This window comes from Marinobacter piscis, from assembly GCF_007671655.1.
Taxonomy (GTDB): domain Bacteria; phylum Pseudomonadota; class Gammaproteobacteria; order Pseudomonadales; family Oleiphilaceae; genus Marinobacter; species Marinobacter piscensis.
Genome location: NZ_VCGX01000001.1, coordinates 320,968 through 338,796, shown reverse-complemented (window position 1 = coordinate 338,796; position 17,829 = coordinate 320,968). Strand labels below are relative to the sequence as shown.

The 17,829-nt window shown below is 55.0% G+C and carries 16 protein-coding genes; 8 read left to right on the top strand and 8 right to left on the bottom strand.

Going from position 1 to position 17,829, the window contains the following annotated elements:
- Positions 1–16 precede the first annotated feature (16 nt).
- The 4 genes from FFI95_RS01495 to FFI95_RS01480 all read right to left on the bottom strand — a co-directional run bounded on the left by FFI95_RS01495 (position 17) and on the right by FFI95_RS01480 (position 3,560).
- Positions 17–1,312 (bottom strand): TRAP transporter large permease, encoded by a 1,296-nt coding sequence (locus FFI95_RS01495; protein WP_144820578.1) that lies wholly within the window; start codon positions 1,310–1,312, stop codon positions 17–19.
- Positions 1,309–1,854, bottom strand: coding sequence for a TRAP transporter small permease subunit (locus FFI95_RS01490; protein ID WP_144820577.1), 546 nt, complete (start codon positions 1,852–1,854; stop codon positions 1,309–1,311). The genes FFI95_RS01495 and FFI95_RS01490 overlap by 4 nt, the downstream gene beginning before the upstream one ends.
- Before the next feature lie 130 nt (positions 1,855–1,984).
- Positions 1,985–2,443 carry an ATPase gene (locus FFI95_RS01485; protein ID WP_144820576.1) on the bottom strand — a complete coding sequence of 153 codons (459 nt, stop codon included), beginning with the start codon at positions 2,441–2,443 and terminating at the stop codon, positions 1,985–1,987.
- Between the two features lie 55 nt (positions 2,444–2,498).
- Complete coding sequence (locus FFI95_RS01480) at positions 2,499–3,560, bottom strand: acyltransferase family protein (RefSeq protein ID WP_144820575.1); 1,062 nt, start codon at positions 3,558–3,560, stop codon at positions 2,499–2,501.
- Positions 3,561–3,687: 127 nt separating this feature from the next.
- On the opposite strand from FFI95_RS01480, the gene FFI95_RS01475 reads away from it, so the two are divergent.
- Positions 3,688–4,755, top strand: a complete 1,068-nt coding sequence (locus FFI95_RS01475; RefSeq protein ID WP_144820574.1) for a beta-N-acetylglucosaminidase domain-containing protein — start codon at positions 3,688–3,690, stop codon at positions 4,753–4,755.
- 41 nt (positions 4,756–4,796) lie between these two features.
- On the opposite strand, the gene FFI95_RS01470 is transcribed toward FFI95_RS01475, so the two are convergent.
- Positions 4,797–5,504, bottom strand: coding sequence for an SIMPL domain-containing protein (locus tag FFI95_RS01470; protein WP_144820573.1), 708 nt, complete (start codon positions 5,502–5,504; stop codon positions 4,797–4,799).
- Positions 5,501–6,508 carry a ChaN family lipoprotein gene (locus FFI95_RS01465; protein WP_144820572.1) on the bottom strand — a complete coding sequence of 336 codons (1,008 nt, stop codon included), beginning with the start codon at positions 6,506–6,508 and terminating at the stop codon, positions 5,501–5,503. Before FFI95_RS01465 ends, FFI95_RS01470 begins: the two co-directional genes overlap by 4 nt.
- A 62-nt stretch (positions 6,509–6,570) precedes the next feature.
- Here FFI95_RS01465 and dauA point away from each other — a divergent pair, with 62 nt between their 5' ends.
- From dauA to FFI95_RS01430, 7 genes are all read left to right on the top strand, one after another.
- A complete protein-coding gene (gene dauA / locus FFI95_RS01460; RefSeq protein WP_144820571.1) occupies positions 6,571–8,343 on the top strand; it encodes a C4-dicarboxylic acid transporter DauA in 1,773 nt (590 codons plus the stop codon).
- On the top strand, positions 8,340–10,301 hold the full coding sequence (locus FFI95_RS01455; protein ID WP_144820570.1) for a CASTOR/POLLUX-related putative ion channel: 1,962 nt from the start codon (positions 8,340–8,342) through the stop codon (positions 10,299–10,301). The genes dauA and FFI95_RS01455 overlap by 4 nt, the downstream gene beginning before the upstream one ends.
- A gap of 233 nt (positions 10,302–10,534) precedes the next feature.
- On the top strand, positions 10,535–12,124 hold the full coding sequence (locus tag FFI95_RS01450; RefSeq protein WP_144820569.1) for an isocitrate lyase: 1,590 nt from the start codon (positions 10,535–10,537) through the stop codon (positions 12,122–12,124).
- A gap of 403 nt (positions 12,125–12,527) precedes the next feature.
- Positions 12,528–13,589 (top strand): dentin sialophosphoprotein, encoded by a 1,062-nt coding sequence (locus FFI95_RS01445; RefSeq protein ID WP_144820568.1) that lies wholly within the window; start codon positions 12,528–12,530, stop codon positions 13,587–13,589.
- Between the two features lie 59 nt (positions 13,590–13,648).
- Positions 13,649–14,041: a hypothetical protein gene (locus FFI95_RS01440; RefSeq protein WP_246069322.1), complete on the top strand. Its 393-nt coding sequence runs from the start codon at positions 13,649–13,651 to the stop codon at positions 14,039–14,041.
- 13 nt (positions 14,042–14,054) lie between these two features.
- Complete coding sequence (locus FFI95_RS01435; protein WP_144820567.1) at positions 14,055–14,750, top strand: C39 family peptidase; 696 nt, start codon at positions 14,055–14,057, stop codon at positions 14,748–14,750.
- Complete coding sequence (locus FFI95_RS01430; protein ID WP_144820566.1) at positions 14,747–15,250, top strand: hypothetical protein; 504 nt, start codon at positions 14,747–14,749, stop codon at positions 15,248–15,250. The genes FFI95_RS01435 and FFI95_RS01430 overlap by 4 nt, the downstream gene beginning before the upstream one ends.
- A 48-nt stretch (positions 15,251–15,298) precedes the next feature.
- Here FFI95_RS01430 and FFI95_RS01425 read toward each other — a convergent pair whose 3' ends face one another.
- On the bottom strand, positions 15,299–16,360 hold the full coding sequence (locus FFI95_RS01425) for a transporter (RefSeq protein ID WP_144820565.1): 1,062 nt from the start codon (positions 16,358–16,360) through the stop codon (positions 15,299–15,301).
- A gap of 1 nt (position 16,361) precedes the next feature.
- Positions 16,362–17,741, bottom strand: a complete 1,380-nt coding sequence (locus FFI95_RS01420; RefSeq protein ID WP_186311949.1) for a sigma-54 dependent transcriptional regulator — start codon at positions 17,739–17,741, stop codon at positions 16,362–16,364.
- Between the last annotated feature and the right edge of the window lie 88 nt (positions 17,742–17,829).

The window sequence follows — 17,829 nt, the reverse complement described above, 5'->3', positions numbered from 1 at the left end:
CGAATGACCCGGCTTTTCAGTAGGAGGAGCTCATTCCGAACAGCTCCGGGAAAATGACAATCATTGCCAGTACCAAGACCTGCAAAAGAATGAACGGCAGGACCCCCTTGTAGATATCAGTCGTCTGCACCTGTGGTGGCGCAACGCCTTTCAGGTAAAACAGGGCGAAGCCGAAAGGCGGTGTCAGGAAGCTGGTCTGCAGGTTCATGGCAATAAGAATGGCAAACCAGATCATATTGATGCCCATGGCTTCAGCCACTGGCGCCAGAATCGGCACGATGATGAAGGAAATTTCCACAAAATCGATGAACAGCCCCAGCACCATAATGACCGCCATGGCCAGAATGATGAACCCCCATTTCTCACCAGGCAGCTGCAACATCCAGTCTTCCAGCAGATAATCGCCGCCCGTATAACTGAACACCATGGAAAACGCCGTTGCGCCAATGAGAATAGCGAAGACCATGGCCGTTACTCTGACCGTATCCTTTGAAGACTCCCAGATCATCTGAAACGAAAACTGGCGATAAATAATAGCCAGCACAATGGCGCCGACGCCGCCCAGGGCGGACGATTCTGTTGGCGTTGCAATCCCGGTAAAAATGGAGCCCAGCACAACCACAATCAAGGCGAGCGGCGGAATGATGGCCAGCAGGGCGTTCAGAACTTCCCGCTTACGGGAAACACCGGTGTCCTGTAGCATGGCTGGTGCCGTTTCCGGCTTGAACCGGGTCATGATCAATATATAAGCAATATAGACGCCGATAAGCACCACACCCGGGCCGACGGCAGCCTTGAACAGATCGCCCACCGGCAAGCCCAGGACATCTCCCAGAATGATCAGAATGATGGAGGGAGGCACAATCTGCCCCAGAGTGCCCGCGGCACAGATGGTTCCGGTTGCCAGTCGCCGGTCGTATTTATGGGCAAGCATAACAGGCAGTGAAATCAGCCCCATGGCAACAACACTGGCCCCTACAACGCCGGTGGACGCCGCGAGCAGGGCGCCAACCAGAATAGTGGAGATAGCCAGGCCACCAGGCAGGCCGCCGAACAAGCGCCCCATCGAGGTCAGAAGCTGCTCGGCAAGGCGGGTTCTCTGCAGAATGACACCCATGAAAATGAACAGGGGAACCGCCATCAGAACGGTGTTCTGCATAACGCTCATAATCCGGTAAGGCATGAACGCGAACAAATCCATGCCTTCGGCAAATACTCCGAAGAACAGCGCCAGCCCGCCAAAGGTGAAGGCAACCGGGAAACCTGCCATGAGCATGAGCAACGCCGTGGCAAACATGATGATACCAATCATGCCAGGCCCTCCCCATTGCTTTCTTCGTCATACTGCTTTTCACCAGAGATCACGCGCAGGGCATAGGTGGCCATGTTGAGGCCTGCAAGCGCAATAAACAGGGCGGTGAAGGGGATGAGGGATTTGATCACCCAGCGGTGGGGCAACCCGCCCGGGTCGCCACTGCCTTCACCCAGGGTGTAGGAGTCCAGGGTAAAATCATAGCCGTAAATGCCAATCAGCCAGGCAAAAGGAATAACAAAGAGAAGGGCGCCGGTGAGATTGACCCAGGCTCGGGTTTTGTTGCTCCATTGCGCGTAAAATACATCAACACGAACGTGGCCATCGGTACGCAGCGCGTAAGGAATGCCGAGGAGGAACACCACCGCAAACAGGTGCCACTCCATTTCCTGAAGTCCGATGGACACCTCACTGAACGCATAACGGGCAATAACGTCGTAAAATACGTTAGCGACCATCAGCAGCATTGCAAGACAGGCAACCCAGCCACACAGAGAAGACAGACGCGCAAGAGCCTTATCCAGCTTTATAATCCACTGCATTCACAATCCTCCGCCAGAGGGGTATTTCATAGCTGCAAACAACAAGGCCGGGGTCGCATCAGAGCGACCCCGGCCCCATTTAAAAGTGGTATCTTACGCGAGTGCGGCCGTGGTGTTTAGATGTGATACGTCAGATATCGCTCATCCTGCCAATCTGGCTGGACAGTTGCTTGGCTTCGTGTTGCTCAAGTGCCAGCAGGTCCTCCAGAAGGGTTTTTGCGCCCTCGATCTCGGCTTTGCCCGTCAGTGACTCGTACAGATCCATTATCTGATCATGGAAGGCGAACACTTCCCGGCTAATCTCGTCAAAGCTGAACGTGTCAAACCGGGCATCACAGGCCAGACCAGGGGTAAAGGGTTGATGTTCCGCATAGTCGTACAGGCGGGTTTGCAGGACCTTGGGGTCCGCCTGTTTTTCAAATTCAGCCACGGTTTCTGCCAGCTGTGACTCGTAGCCCGCAACATAATCCAGCAAAGCGCTGTTGCGCTCATTGGTTTGCTTCTGGGCGGACTCATTCAGGCATTTTGCCAGATGGGCGTGCAGCTGGCGCGTCCAGCCAATCAGGTCTCCGAAGGTTTTTATTTCCATAGCCAAACTCCATCAGTCTGGTATCTGTTCTGTAACTGAGTAATCACACTTCAGTCTAGTCAAAAATCTTTGCGGGTGCTCCCACTGTTTGATGCGTTTCCGCACGTTTGCGCCAGGCCCGGAACCGTCGCAATGCGGGTTGTTCAATGTTGTAGTGGATCAAAGAGGCGAGAGCCAGCGCCACACCAAGTGCGAGAGCAACGCCGATCCAGCCCGGCAGCCCGATGTTGTAAGCCCAGGTAATCACGCCATAGCCAATATTCTGATGCACCAGGTACAGGCTGTAGGAAAGACTGCCGAGCCAGAGCAGGGGCGGGTTGGCAAGCCAGTTCAGCCAGCCGGCCACCGCCAGGGAAAATACCGCGAAACAGCCCAGGACAAACAGGTTGTAAGGGGCGTTGTAGGCCAGCAAGCCATGGCTGACCGCCATGACCAGGAGGGCCGCATCGGCCACCGGCGGGCGGCCATAGCGATAAATACGATAAATCAGCATGCCACCCATGAACAGCGGAGCATATTTTACAAACATCAGATCCTTGACCAGAAACTCCAGGCTGTCGGGTATCCGTTGCCATCCTGTTACTCCGGCATAACTGATCAGCATCCAGACCCAGAATGCCAGACGCAGCTTTTGCCAGTCGCGCAGAGTGTAGAACAGCAGTGCCATCCAGGCGTAGAACGTGGCCTCTATCACCAGGCTCCAGTATGCGCCGTCAACGTGCTCGGCACCCAGATACTCATGCAACAAGGTCGTGTTGAGCAGGGCGGTGTCAAGGCTGACCGCACGGCTTTCCGGACCGAGAAAGTGCACCGAGATAAAGGTCAGTGCTATGCCGGCCCAGAGTGCCGGAAGCAGTCGTACCCCTCGGGCCATACCAAACCAGGCTGCGTTACGCGTGCGCTCAAGCGTCATGAAAATGACAAAGCCACTGAGAATGAAAAACAGGTGTACTCCGTAGCGGCCAAACGATAAGGCGTCGGTCAGCAGTTGCGGCAATGTCAGTGAATGGCCAAAGAGCGTGTCGTAGTAGGGCAGGTAATGAAAAAGCACGACTCCCAGAGCTGCGAGGCCGCGTAATGCATCAAGACTGCCCAATCTGGATTGTGAAGGGGTCATGACAGCTCCCGTCTGAGTTTTGTGTATCGTAGCCTGCCCGGGCACCCAACAATACAGATGTGATATACCATTCGCTTACCACAGGTTTACCATGTGGTAATACACGGCTGACGACAGGACAGGAACAATGAGCACAACACTGGGGATTATCGAAGGCTTCTATGGGCCTGTGTGGAGCTGGCAGGAGCGTCAGCAACTGGTGGGTGCACTGGCACCGCATGGTTACGGTTTCTATCTTTATGCGCCCAAGGCGGATGCCTTTCTGCGTCGGCGCTGGCAGGAGCCGCATCCGCCAGAGGAGGCTGAGGAACTGGCGAAGTTTGGTCGCTTTTGCCGGGAACAGGGGCTGAGGTTCGGCGTAGGGTTAAGCCCGTTCGAGGTTTTTAACTGCTTTGATGATGCTGCCCGTGCTGCACTTGCGGCCCGGCTTGAGCAGCTTGATCAGATCGGCATTGATGAGCTGGCCATCCTGTTTGATGATATGCGGGCGGACACACCGGCACTGGCGCAAACCCAGGTGGATATCATGCACTGGATCCGCGAGCATACCCGGGCTCGCTACCTTTCCCTGTGCCCCAGTTACTATTCTGACGATCCGGTACTGGACCGGGTGTTCGGTGAGCGGCCAGCGGCCTACCTGGAAACACTTGGGCGCCTTCTCGACCCCGGCATTCAGGTATTCTGGACAGGTGAAGAGGTCTGCTCCAGAGAGGTTTCGCCCGGACACCTCAAACATGTGACTGACAGGCTGGGCCGCAAACCCGTGCTCTGGGATAACTATCCGGTGAATGACGGGGATCGTATGTCCCGGCACCTGCATTTGCGGGCTTTTACCGGCCGGCCGGCAGCCAATGCTGCGTACCTGGGCGGCCATGGTATCAATCCGGCGTTACAGCCTGTGTTGACGACGATTCCGGCTCTGACGCTGGCAGAGTCCTACCGGCAGGGGCAGGAATACCAGTACGGACAGGCGTTTCGGCACGCAGCACGAAAAGTGCTCGGTCGGGAGTTGGCAGAACAGCTGCATACCGACCTTCTGGTGCTTCAGGATGCGGGTCTGGGGCGCATCAGCGAGGAAAAGCGGCAAAGTCTGCTACACACCTACGATGCCTATGATCACCCGGCAGCCAGCGAAATCATGCGCTGGCTGGCGGGTGATTACCAGGTAACCGACGAAATGGTCCGGACGCAATAGGCAAAGATATTCGCTATAACAGAAGGCCGGTGCCGGAGAGATTAGCGTAAGTAATACTCAACCGTTGAAACGACACGAACCTTTTTATTCGGCTGCTGTTGCTGGGAAACACCCGGAGCCTGGTCCCGGGCCAGTATCTGGAAAACGCCCTGGTTAGCCCGACGCAGGTCACCAAGCTCGGTTTTGGCATCCTTTGCAAACTGGCTGGCCGCTTCCCGGGCAGAGGCCGTGGCCTCGGCAATCATTTCGGGTTTAATCTCATTCAGTCTGTTAAACAAGTAGGTCGGACTTCCGGAACTGTAATCGGACGACAGGATGACTCCGGAGTCCACCAATTCACTGACGCCCTGTGCTGCCTGGCGTATTTTTTCGATGTCTGTGCTGCGTACCATCAGCGTCTGATTGATAATGAATTTCTGTTCGCTGTTGTCCTGGTACGGGTTCGCCCGGGTATCGGTAACATCCAGGCGTTGCAGCTCTACTGAGTCATCACTGATGGCCTGCAGCTTCAGGAATGCGATAATGGCATTGCGACTGTCACGCGCCTGATCCTGTGCTTCGCTGAGGCTGCCTCCGGTTGCGACAAAACGGATTGGCCACAGGGCCAGATCTGCACTTACTTCCCGTTCTGCAACCCCTTTTACGGTGACGTAACGGTCGCCAGTGCGCAGGTCGGTAAGCCCGTCACTGATGAGTGAGGCTGAAACAATGGCACTGATACTCAGTATAAGAGCAACAATAATTTTCATCGTGAATCTTCCTGACAGGTATCTTTTGCAGACTGCCGGAACCTGGCTGTCATGGCTTTCTTTCTGCGCTCCTCGCTGAGGTACTCCTCCGGCAAAGGCTGCACAAAGAAAAGAAAATCGCCTTTGTTACGGTTTCCAGCCAGTGGTGGCTTGTCTGCTTCTGGTGGCCATACTACCGGTGAAATGACTGCAACTGAAACCTCGGGGGCCCGCTTATGGAGCAAAGCAACGGTTCCAAGATGCGCCTGGCTGTGGAACGTGCCCGTGGTATGCACTATCTGGTGGCCAGGGTAAGCTTCAAGCGCCTGAAGAATGCGACTTGCCATGGTGTTATCGCGAAGCAGCTGGGCCTTGTAGGTATTGTCCATGCGCGCCTCTGTTGTGCTGTGACCACCGGCTAATGCCGCATCAAACTTCTTACGGTAACCCGGCGTATCCATAAACGGGTTCCCGGGCAACTCTGCCAGGGCTTTGGCAGGGAGACCACTCAGGTAGTCCGGGCCGGTCCGGCCCACACAGCGCACAATGTGTGCGGGTGCATTGGCTGCGATTACCGGCAGGTTATGCAGGCGGGCAAACTCCACCAGAGGGCGGTAAGAGGCGCGATAATTGTCCCAGGCATCAGCATCTTCTATCAGTTCCGCTTCCCCGGTCGTGTTGTTCAGATAAGCATTAACAGCATTCTGGGTGTCCAGATTGAACTGTTCCATGGACAACACCTGTAAAGGGTTCTGGCGATAAAGCGCTGCCTGTACTTGTGATTGCAGCAGGTGTGCAGCCGGATGCCCATGGTATTCGCCCACCACAACCACTTGGACCCCGGACAGTTTTCGGGCAAGTGCGTCAATGCTTAGCCTGGTGCCGTTTGCCGGATCGATCACCTGTGCCTGATACAGGGTTTGCGGGCGCTCGGCCGGTTCCTGGGGCCGAATTCCGGCCAGGCCTGAGCAACCGCTTAAAGCAACGATCAGCAGAGCGAATGTAACGATGAATAACTTTTTCATGGCAAAATTATATATGATGTAGGGCCTCGGTACCTGTACACATTCTCAGACACGAGGACAGTATGCCCCATCGCGCCCATCTTTTTTCACTCCGGCTGGCCCACGCTTTCCGGGAAGCCTGCGTTGACGAACCCTATAACAGCCGCCGCTTTATGCGCGATGTCATGGCGGGTGTTACGGTAGGCATTATTGCCATACCCCTGGCCATGGCACTGGCGATCGCAAGCGGCGTGGCGCCTCAGTATGGTCTGTATACGGCGTTTATTGCCGGTTTTATCATTGCCCTCACGGGCGGTAGCCGCTTCAGTGTGTCCGGCCCCACGGCGGCTTTTGTTGTTATTCTGTATCCCGTTGCCCAGAACTATGGCCTTGGTGGCCTGTTGCTGGCGACATTAATGTCCGGCGTCCTGCTGGTAATAATGGCGGTGATGCGGCTGGGTCGTTTTATTGAATACATTCCGGAATCGGTCACGCTCGGATTTACCAGCGGCATCGCCGTTGTGATCGCGACCCTGCAGGTAAAAGACTTTTTTGGCCTGTCGGTAGAGTCAATGCCGGAACATTACTGGGACAAGCTGGCGGTGCTGGCACAGAGTTTCCCGGCACTGGATACGATGAGTGCGCTTGTGGCACTGGTGACCCTTGCCGTCATGCTGTTGTGGCCGCGCCTGAAAACTCCGGTTCCGCCGCATCTTCCTGCTGTAGTAATAGGCAGTCTGCTGGCGCTGTGGCTCAACGCCAATGGCGCTGCGATAGATACAATTGGCTCGAGGTTCAGCTATCTGTTACCCGGAGGGGGCACCGGGGCCGGTATTCCCCCATTTTTACCGGAGTTCGTCTGGCCGTGGCAGCAGGCCGGTGCCGATGGCGAGGCCCTTGGAATATCCTGGACCATGGTCCGCGAGCTTTTGCCCTCTGCGTTTGCTATTGCCATGCTTGGGGCGATTGAGTCCCTGTTGTGTGCTGTCGTGCTCGATGGTATGACCGGAAAGCGCCATAGCGCCAACAGTGAGCTGATGGGACAGGGGCTTGGCAATATTATCGTACCGTTTTTCGGAGGTATTACGGCTACCGCCGCCATTGCCCGGTCGGCTGCCAACTATCGTGCCGGGGCTGAGTCGCCTGTGGCGGCTATGGTTCATGCGGTTGTAGTACTGCTGGCGTTGGTATCACTGGCAGGCGTACTGGCTTACTTGCCGATGCCGGCTATGGCCGCTTTGCTGATTATGGTGGCCTGGAATATGAGCGAGGCGCCCAAAGGGGTGCATTTGCTGAAAACGGCGCCCCGTAGCGATGTTCTGGTTTTTCTTACCTGCTTTTCTCTGACGGTAGCCCTGGATATGGTTATCGCCATTACCACCGGTGTTCTCCTGGCCGCCGTTCTGTTTATGCGTGAGGTGGCCGAGATGACCAAGGTCACCGACATCACCAAAGGCCAACGGCTCAAACAGGCGAACATTCCCGAAGGCTGGCGGGTTTTCAAGATCAACGGGCCTTTGTTTTTTGCAGCGGCCGACCGGATTTTCGGAGAGTTGGCGGAAATGTCCCGTAACGTTGAAGGGTTCATTCTGTATATGGATGGCGTTACTGTGCTGGATGCGGGCGGCCTTTCAGCCCTTAACAAGCTGCTTGCTACCTGCCAGGAAAACGGCTCCCGAATTGTGATTGCCGACCTGCAGTCCCAGCCCCGGCGAACACTCGCCCGAGGCGGTCTGGGTCCGGTCAAGGGTGTTCTGCAGTTTACAACGTCGCTGCGTGAGGCTCTGACACTGCCTCTGTCATTCACAGATCAGCACAGTTCTGCGCCTGCTGATCCCGGCCGGTCAGGCGGATGAAAAACATCGTCAGACTGCCGTTTCGAATTGTCGACCGGGTCAAGTTTGTTGTCGAGCGACAGCTGGTAAAAGGCGCTGGCTTCCAGTTGCTGGTGGTTGGCATTTTTATTGGCCTGATATCGTTGGTGGGTGGCCTTCTTGTGGTTCCCCAGGGCGGTGAGCTCGATGATCCGGGTGCCGCCGTGTGGTGGGCTTTCCTGCGTCTGACAGATCCCGGCTATCTGGGTGACGATGCAGGCACCTGGCGGCGCTTTGTTTCAACATTGCTGACCATCAGTGGTTATGTGGTATTTATGGGCACTCTGGTGGCCATTCTTACCCGCTGGCTGATCGCCAAAATGACAGACCTTGAGCGCGGCCTGACACCGGTTACGCTAAAAAAGCATGTGGTTGTGCTTGGCTGGACCAGCCAGACGCTGCCATTGCTCTCAGAGTTACTGAGGTCGTCCGGCCGCATGCGACGGTTCCTGAAAAAACACGATGCACAAAAGCTGAACCTGGTCGTTCTGTCAGAAGAGGCCTCTGCAGAGCAGGTTCATGAGCTGCGCAGTGCTCCTGGTATTGGTCGGCGCGCGCGTCAGATCATACTGCGTTCGGGATCAGCCATTCAGCCTGATGCCCTGCATCGGGTCGCGTGTCTTGATGCTGCCGCGGTTATCGTGCCCGGTGCGGCATACGAAGCCGACAGCCTGATCAGCTCTGATGTGGAAACCGTGAAAGCCTTGCTGTCGATCGCGGCGCAGGCAAGGTACTACCGTACGCCCCTTCCGTATGTGGTGGCGGAAATTCAGGATGTCCGCAAGCTTCCGGTCGTTGAGCGCGCTTATCCGGGGAGTGTTGAGGTTATTGCCGGTAACGCCACAATCAGTCGATTGATGGTGCAGAATGTGCTGCATCCGGGACTGTCTGAGGTGTATAACGAATTACTGGCAACAGGTGAGGGTAACGAGCTCTTTGTGCGTGGAGGGGACGTGGCCGAGGGTCTGACTCTTGCCGAATTTGCGGCCCGCTTGCCCAGAGCAATTGTGCTGGGCTTGCTTCACCCCGCTCCGGGTAGTGGCTGGAGAGTCAATATGCCAGCCCCATCTGATACCGTTATTGCTCTGGACGATCGTGTGGTTTTGCTTGCCGGAGATTACCTGCACACAGAAGCTGATCCGAAAGCAGAATCATTGACAGAGGTCCGTCGCGGGAATCCGGAGGCTGCAGCGTCCAGGATGCATAAAGCCCATCGGGTGCTGGTGCTGGGCTGGAGTCACCGGGTACCTGGCCTGCTGGTTGAGTTTGGCAGTTATGGGTCCCGCAATTTTGAGCTGGATATGGTGTCAGCCATATCACTGGAGGAGCGGGAGCGTGAGATTGCCGGGTATGGCGTGAGCCTGGAAAGACTTAACGGCCGAATGCTGCAGGCCGACTACATGGTGGACGAAGACCTCAGGAAGCTGGATCCGGCCAGTTACGACACCGTTATGCTGTTAAGCAGTGACCGTATTGGCTCCGATGAAGAAGCTGACGCCCGGGCCATGGTGGGGTATCTGCAACTGGAAGATATACTGATGGAATCGCCGCGGCGGCCACAAGTGATCATGGAACTGGGCGACCCCGCTAACCGTAACCTGCTGTTTGGGCATAACAGTGAAATGCTGATCAGTCCGATGGTGCTCAGCCATGTTCTGGCGCAAGTGGCCCTTCGCAGAGAATTGCCGGTCGTTCTGGATGAGCTGTTCACCGCGGGCGGTGCCGAAATCCAGTTCCGCGATGCACAAGCCTACTGTTTGCCTGCCAGTGCCGATTTCCAGCGGCTGGAGAAAGTTGTAGCGGCCAGTGGTGAAGTAGCGTTGGGCGTGTTCCGGATAACGGCAGATGAGCGCGGAAAACACCTGCAGCTGCTACCGGAACGAAAGCAGCACCTGGGGCTTCAGGTTGGGGATCGGATTGTTGTTTTAGCATTAACCTGAAGGTCGCATTGCTTTCTTTCGGTTTGACTGATTTGAAGGAAGGGTTAAAAATACTGGCATTCATGCAGAAAATGCCGAAGATACACAATATAAATTTTAATTATAAAATCGAAAGTAATACAGTAACGCCAAGGTTAGCGCCTGCCCAGGTTGTGCAGGATGCTGACTTCGGGTGCTGCCTGGCCGCAGTATCCCCGAACCTTTTGAACACCTACGTAGAAAGGATAGAGATCATGCCCTACGCTCAAGACATTGATCAGATCAGCTCCCTGCTGAAGCAAAACCCGACCTGGAATGCGATCAATCCCAAGCATGCAGCACGCATGCGGGCCCAGAACAAATTCAAGACGGGTCTGGACATTGCCAAGTACACCGCGAAAATCATGCGCGAAGACATGGCAAACTACGATAAAGACACGTCTCAGTACACCCAGTCCCTGGGTTGCTGGCATGGTTTTATTGGCCAGCAGAAGATGATTTCTATCAAGAAACACTTCAACAGCACCAAGCGTCGTTACCTGTACCTGTCCGGCTGGATGGTTGCAGCTATGCGTTCTGAGTTCGGGCCTCTGCCGGACCAGTCCATGCACGAAAAGACAGCTGTACCTGGCCTGATTGAAGAGCTGTACACCTTCCTGCGCCAGGCGGACGCCTGGGAACTGAACCATCTGTTCCGTGACCTGGAAGCTGCTGAAAACGCCGGCGACGAAGCCAAGGCTGCCGAACTGATCAAGCAGATCGACAATCACGAAACCCACGTTGTGCCGATCATTGCCGACATCGACGCCGGTTTTGGTAACGACGAAGCCACGTATCTGCTGGCCAAGAAGATGATCGAAGCAGGTGCCTGTGCTATCCAGATCGAGAACCAGGTATCTGACGAAAAGCAGTGTGGTCACCAGGATGGCAAGGTAACGGTTCCCCATGCCGACTTCCTGTCCAAGATCAACGCCGTGCGTATGGCATTCATTGAACTGGGTGTAGACGACGGTGTTATCGTTGCACGTACTGACTCCCTGGGTGCTGGCCTGACCAAGCAAATCGCAGTAACTGACGAGCCAGGTGACCTGGGTGATCAGTACAACAGCTTTATCGATGGCGAGTACATCGACGACGCCTCTCAGATCAACAACGGTGACGTTGTGATCAAGTCTGACGGCAAGCTGCTGAAGCCAAAGCGTCTGGCGTCTGGTCTGTTCCAGTTTAAAGAAGGCACTGGTGAAGACCGTGTTGTTCTGGACTGCATCACCTCTTTGCAGAACGGCGCTGACATGCTGTGGATCGAGACTGAGAAGCCCCACGTTGGCCAGATCGCCGGCATGGTAAACCGCATCAAGGAAGTTGTTCCCGATGCCAAGCTGGTTTACAACAACAGCCCGTCGTTCAACTGGACCCTGAACTTCCGTCAGCAGGTATTCGATGCGTGGAAGGAAGAAGGCAAAGACGTCTCTGCCTACAATCGTGAGCAGCTGATGAGCGAAGAGTATGACAGCAGCGAGTTGGCAAAAGTGGCAGACGAGTGGACTGCAAACTTCCAGCGTGACGCAGCCCGTGAAGCGGGTGTGTTCCATCACCTGATCACACTGCCGACCTACCACACAGCGGCACTGTCTACTGACAACCTGGCTAAAGGCTACTTCGGTGACGAAGGCATGCTGGCCTACGTTGCAGGTGTTCAGCGTAAGGAAATCCGTGAGGGTATCGCGACTGTTAAGCACCAGGATATGGCTGGTTCCAACATCGGCGACGACCACAAGGAATTCTTCGCCGGGGACGCGGCACTGAAAGCCGGTGGTGCGGATAACACCATGAACCAGTTCTGATCGAACGGTTCAACAGTTAATCACGGGCGCCTGCCTGTGAGTCAGAAAGGCCTCGCCATTGGCGAGGCCTTTTTTTTGGGCAACTCTGATATATGAGACAGCTTTGTATTTTTACACCCGGGTTCAGAGCTATCTCCTTGAAAACACATGAAAGATACCCGCGGCCTCTCGTTTTCCTTAAAAGCACTGTTGCAGTTCTGACACAGCTATAGCCAGATGATTTTCCTGACCCTTTCTGATGACACGATAAAAATCCCCAAATAACAAAGGGTTGCGATTAGCTCGTGCAGGCTGGCACGGGAATCGCAATGTTCGAGGTGTGGGGCTGCCCCTGAAGAAAAGGTACAACCAATAAATCAGGTGCAGGTCCTTGGTATGCCAACGACAAATAAGGAAATACATCATGAATGCTAAAAAGAATTTGCTAGCAATGGCTGTGGCTCTGGGTCTCGGTATCTCCGGCGCCGCATGGGCTCAGACACCGGCAGGAAGCTCGCAGGGTGGCGACGGTGATCCGAACACCAACGCGGCCGGTGGCTCCAGCGCTAATACCGACGCTTCCGGAAACGTTCACTCCGGCAATGATAACTCCACGAGCAACACCGACTCTGGCAACAACCAGGCCAACAACAGCACCAATGATTCCGGTAATTCTCAGACGGATAACAGCTTGACGGACTCAGGCAACAGCCAGGCTGATAACAGCATCAACGACTCTGGTAACAATCAGGCTAATAATAGCACTAACGATTCGGGTAACTCACAGGCTGACAACAGCCTGACCGATTCTGCTAACAACCAGGCCAACAACAGCACCAACGATTCCGGTAACTCTCAGACAGATAACAGCTTGACGGACTCTGGCAATAGCCAGGCCGATAACAGCATCAACGACTCTGGTAACAACCAGGCCAATAATAGCACCAACGATTCCGGTAACTCTCAGGCGGATAACAGCTTGACGGATTCCGGTAACAGCCAGACCGATAATAGCATCGCTGATTCTGGCAATAACCAGGCGAACAACAGCACCAACGATTCCGGTAACTCTCAGACGGATAACAGCATGACGGACTCTGGCAACAGCCAGGCCAATAACAGCACTAATGATTCGAACAATAACCAGTCGGATAATAGTGTAAGCGACTCGTATAATGATCAGTCGGATAACAGCTTGGCTGATTCTTATAACGATAACAGCAGCAACACATTCACCATGTCGACAGATATGTTCCTGAACAGCGCTGACCTTGACGGTAATGTCAGTGACGTATCAGTGAGCTATGGCGACACCAATGGACGTAAATCGTATACCGATATTCGTTCCAGCAACTCGATTGGGGACGGCTCTGCCAACTTCACCGGTGTGGGCGCTTTTGCTCAAAACGTCGGGACTGGCAGTGTTACCCAGGCTAATGTCAGTGTGATGTCTAATCTGACCGCTGGCGGCGGTGGCACACAGTAAGTGAAGGAGCGGGCTGCCAGTATACTGGCAGCCCGCCCAGGCCTGGGAGGTACGGTGGAATGGACAGCAACTTTTACCTAATCAGACGTAGCTTTATAGCCCGCTTCTGCGCATCCGTGGCGGGCTTGGTTTTGTTTGCGGGCGTAGCAACGGCGGACAGTGACACTGCGGGCACCAGTGAAGCCTGGTTGCAACAGTCGACTTTATCAGAGCAACAGCTTAATGAAGCCAGCGGCCGTCAGGGGCTTCCGCTGCAAATCCAGATGAATAATAGCAATCAGGGAGCCAATGTCAGTGATAACGTGCTGTCAGGGCAGGTCGTAACCGGAAACAACCTGATTGATGGCGGCGCTTTCCAGAACATGAGTGGCGTAGCGACAGTGATTCAGAATTCGGGTAACCAGGTGGTTATTCAGGATACAACCCAGATCAACGTTCTTATTAACCGTTAACGGGGAGGCGGTTATGGCCGGTGGCAAAGGCACCACAATGTTAGCGGCTCTGCTGCTGGTAATCAGCCCTGCAGCTGATGCAGGACGTGTCTCTATTCCCGGTTTCAGTGGCGGACTGGAGGTGTCTGTTGAAAGTTTTCAGGCCCGGAAGTTCAGCTCTGTGTTCCGTCAACAGTATGATTTCAGCTGTGGCTCTGCAGCGATTGCATCGTTACTGACCTTTCACTATCAGTTTGAAGTCTCTGAAGCGGATGTGTTCCGTAATATGTTCGCCCTGGCGGATCCGGAGAAAGTGCAGCGTGAAGGCTTCTCTATGCTGGACATGAAGCGTTATCTGGCTAGTGAGGGTTATCAGGCCGATGGTTTCCGCTTGCCGCTGGGCGGGTTGCGTCAGCAAGTTCGGTTACCCGTGATTGCACTGGTGACTGTGGATGGCTACCGGCACTTTGTGCTGATTAAAGGAATATCCAGGGACGAGGTTCTGGTGGGTGACCCCGCGCGAGGGTTGAAGGTGTATTCCCGGGTGGAGTTTGAACAATACTGGGATGGCACGGCGTTTGTAATACGGAGCCACATGCGTCAGGGGCGTAGTGGCTTTATTACCGATGGCGACTGGCCATCAATCGCAACTGCGCCGCTGGACCACCTGCAGGACGCACCGCCACTGGGGCATACGTTGCCGCACTGGCCATCGATGACCGAGTGGTGAGCCTTATGATAATGGGCGTATTTTTTAACAGTAAGCAAATAAGGCTGCTGCTGGCGCTGAGCCTGAGTCTGTCAGCAGCCGCCGTCAGCGCCGCCGACTGGAGTGCGGCCCTGACCGATGATGAGCTGGCCCAGAAACGGGGTGGCTTTATGCTGGATCGCTTTGAAATTGCGATTGGCCTTGAGCAGCGGGTATCGGTGAACGGTGACCTGCAGGTGATCAATAGCTGGCGGATACCCGATATCGGCGATGTAAACAGCTATGCTCACGCCCTTGAAAACATGCCGGTTCTGGACAATATCAGTGGCGCCGGTGATGGAGCGCTGATCACCAGTGGCGTACTCAACAATGGCAGCTGGATGACACTGATCCAGAATAATGTGGACGGCGCCGTAATCCAGAACATGCAGCAGCTGAACATTGAGCTGAACAACCTGGGGCAGACCTGGCGTGTGCCCCGGAGTGTTCAGGATTCTCTGTTATCGCTGCCGGGCCGTTAAGGCCAGGACTATTGCGGTAACTTCCTCTCGTCCGTGTGCTGTTGGTATTTACAGACTGAACGGCAGTTTCAGGGTGATTTCGCTGTTAGGTGCGTTTTCAGTAACACCTACACTGACAGACAGGTTCAGCGTTGTGCTATTGGTCAGCCTGTGGGCCAGCCCAAACGATAATGACCCCACATGAATACGGTCAAATGTAGCGTCAAACTGGTTGTTGCCGTGCTCAAACGAGGTTTCTCCGATCACTGAATGGTCATACCCCAGGCTGAATGAGGTGCGCTGGTTGAAGGCAAACCCCATTCCGAATCCGGCACGAATAACATCACCCGGATCGACGGTACCGCCATTGGAAAACCCCTTCTCTTCCTTAAGGGTCCACACATAGCTTAGGTTTCCGAACAGAACAGCAGGATCTGACGGATAAATAAATGAAAAACCGGGCTCGAAGGACCAGAAACCCGAGCCGGTGGGGCGCTCTTTCAGTGTGATTCCGATGGGCGTGCCATCATCGGAGTACAATGTTGTCTGGTCCACATCATAGGGGCTTTTGCCGGTTGGTCCTTTTACCCGGAACAAGCCGATGATGTAAGGCCAGCCGTCTAGCCCATCGTTAAGCTGATAACGGGTGGACAGCTCAATGTCCCCCAGGCCATCGCCGGAGGACTCACGCAGGTTGTCTACAGGTGTTCCGGAAAACACATCGCGTTCCCTGACATCCTCGCTGATGCTCAGATAGGGCACCCGCAGAGCGGTTTCCCAGCGGCTGGTCAAACCGTACTTCAACGACACTGCACCGACCAGCGTGTCCCGTTGCACCTCGGAGATATTGATCAGGCCGATCACAAGCGCCGGAATAACAGTGTAGCCTTCAATAGCCACAAGTGTTGAGGTGCTGTGGGCATACGACAACGAAGGCTCAATGGTGAAGCGCCCGGGCCGGGTGACGATGCCCCGGTCTGCAGTGATCGAAGCAATTTCCGCCGCCTTGTCTTCGGGCTGACTGGATTGGGGAGAGACTGCATTGACTGGCTTCTGGTCCGGGTTGGCTGAGGCTGCTGCAGACAATAGGCAAAGGCTTATGGCTAAGGACAGATGCGGCTTTGTTTTCATATTAAATTTCCCTTTTAATCTGTTTTTTATGGCTGTGGTCAGTGGCGTGCGCGGTGTGTTTTTCCATCAGCCGGTACAGGGAAGCCCTTGATATTTGCAAGAGCCGTGCGGCTTCAGACATGTTGTTATTGGCCAGCCGGAGGCTGCTGTGCAGCGCCTGTCGGTCCGCATGGTCGCGAAATTCTTTCAGACTCAGGCTGGTGGTTTCGTTGGTGCCTGCTCCGGGCAGGCTCAGCCCGAGATCTTCGGGTTCCAGGATGGAGCGATCACTGAGTAACGCAGCTTGTCGCAGGCGATTTTGCAGTTCCTGGAAGTTGCCCGGCCAGGAGTGGCTGACCAGGCTCTGAATGGCTTTTTTGCTGAGCTTTTTGTGCCCGGTTTCCGAAGAGCAGATTTTGAGCAGTGATTGCGCAAGCCAGGGTATGTCTTCGTGTCGCTCTTTAAGCGCAGGAAGTCTGACCTCTAGAGTGCCCAGACGGAAATACACGTCACTACGAAAACGTCCGCAGGCAATCAGGTCCGGGAGGGACTCACTGGAAGTGGCTATAATACGGCCGTCAACCACAATCCTGGCGTGACCTCCAACCCGTTCCACTTCCCCTTCCTGAAGAAACCTCAGGATGGCAGACTGTTGCTGCAACTGAAGTTCGTTAATGCCTGAAAGCACGAGTGATCCGCCGTTTGCCTGTTCAAGGCGGCCCTGCTGTCTGCTCTGAGCGCTGGTAAATGCGCCTTTCTCGTACCCGAAAAGTTCACTTTGTGTGAGGGACGCAGGCAATGCTGCGCAATTTACAGTAATCATCGGGCCACTGGCCCGGGGGGAATTTGAGTGCACAAACCGGGCAGCAGCGTCTTTCCCTGTGCCGCCCTCGCCAGTGATCAGAACCGGCTCCAGGGTTTCGGAAAAGCGGCGCAGGAGACTGCGTACATGGCGTATGGGCCGGGAGTTTCCTTGCAATGCGACATGCTGATAGTCGTGGAGGTAAGGCTGTACCGCATCAATAATCGCTGCCATCCCCCACAAGTGGCCTAACACCGTATTCAGGCGACCGCAGTCCACAGGGACAGTATGGAAGTCAGAGCAGTGGCGAACAATAAACTTTGCCAGCTCCGTTCCTTTGGTGGGGCGCTGCGGGGCGATAGCAACCCAGTAAGTCACGCCCAGTGATTCCAGACAGCTTTCCGGCCACAGCCACTCCTGTCCGGATGCTTCCGGAAGCTCCAGCACACCAATTCTGACGCCCTCCGGCACGGCGGCTGTCAGGGGGGAGGGCGCTTCAATACAGAAGTTGATCAGCTTCCAGCGGGCTTCCATCTCTCTGCGCACGCGGGAGTCGCTGTTTGCCGCTGACAGCCAGACAAGCGGACGCTTTTCTATCATGGCAAATCTCCACAACGTGACGACTGGAGAAGTTTTTGAAACGCTAGGGTGGTCATGCGCCTGCACGAAACAGTGCAGGTTATGTGCC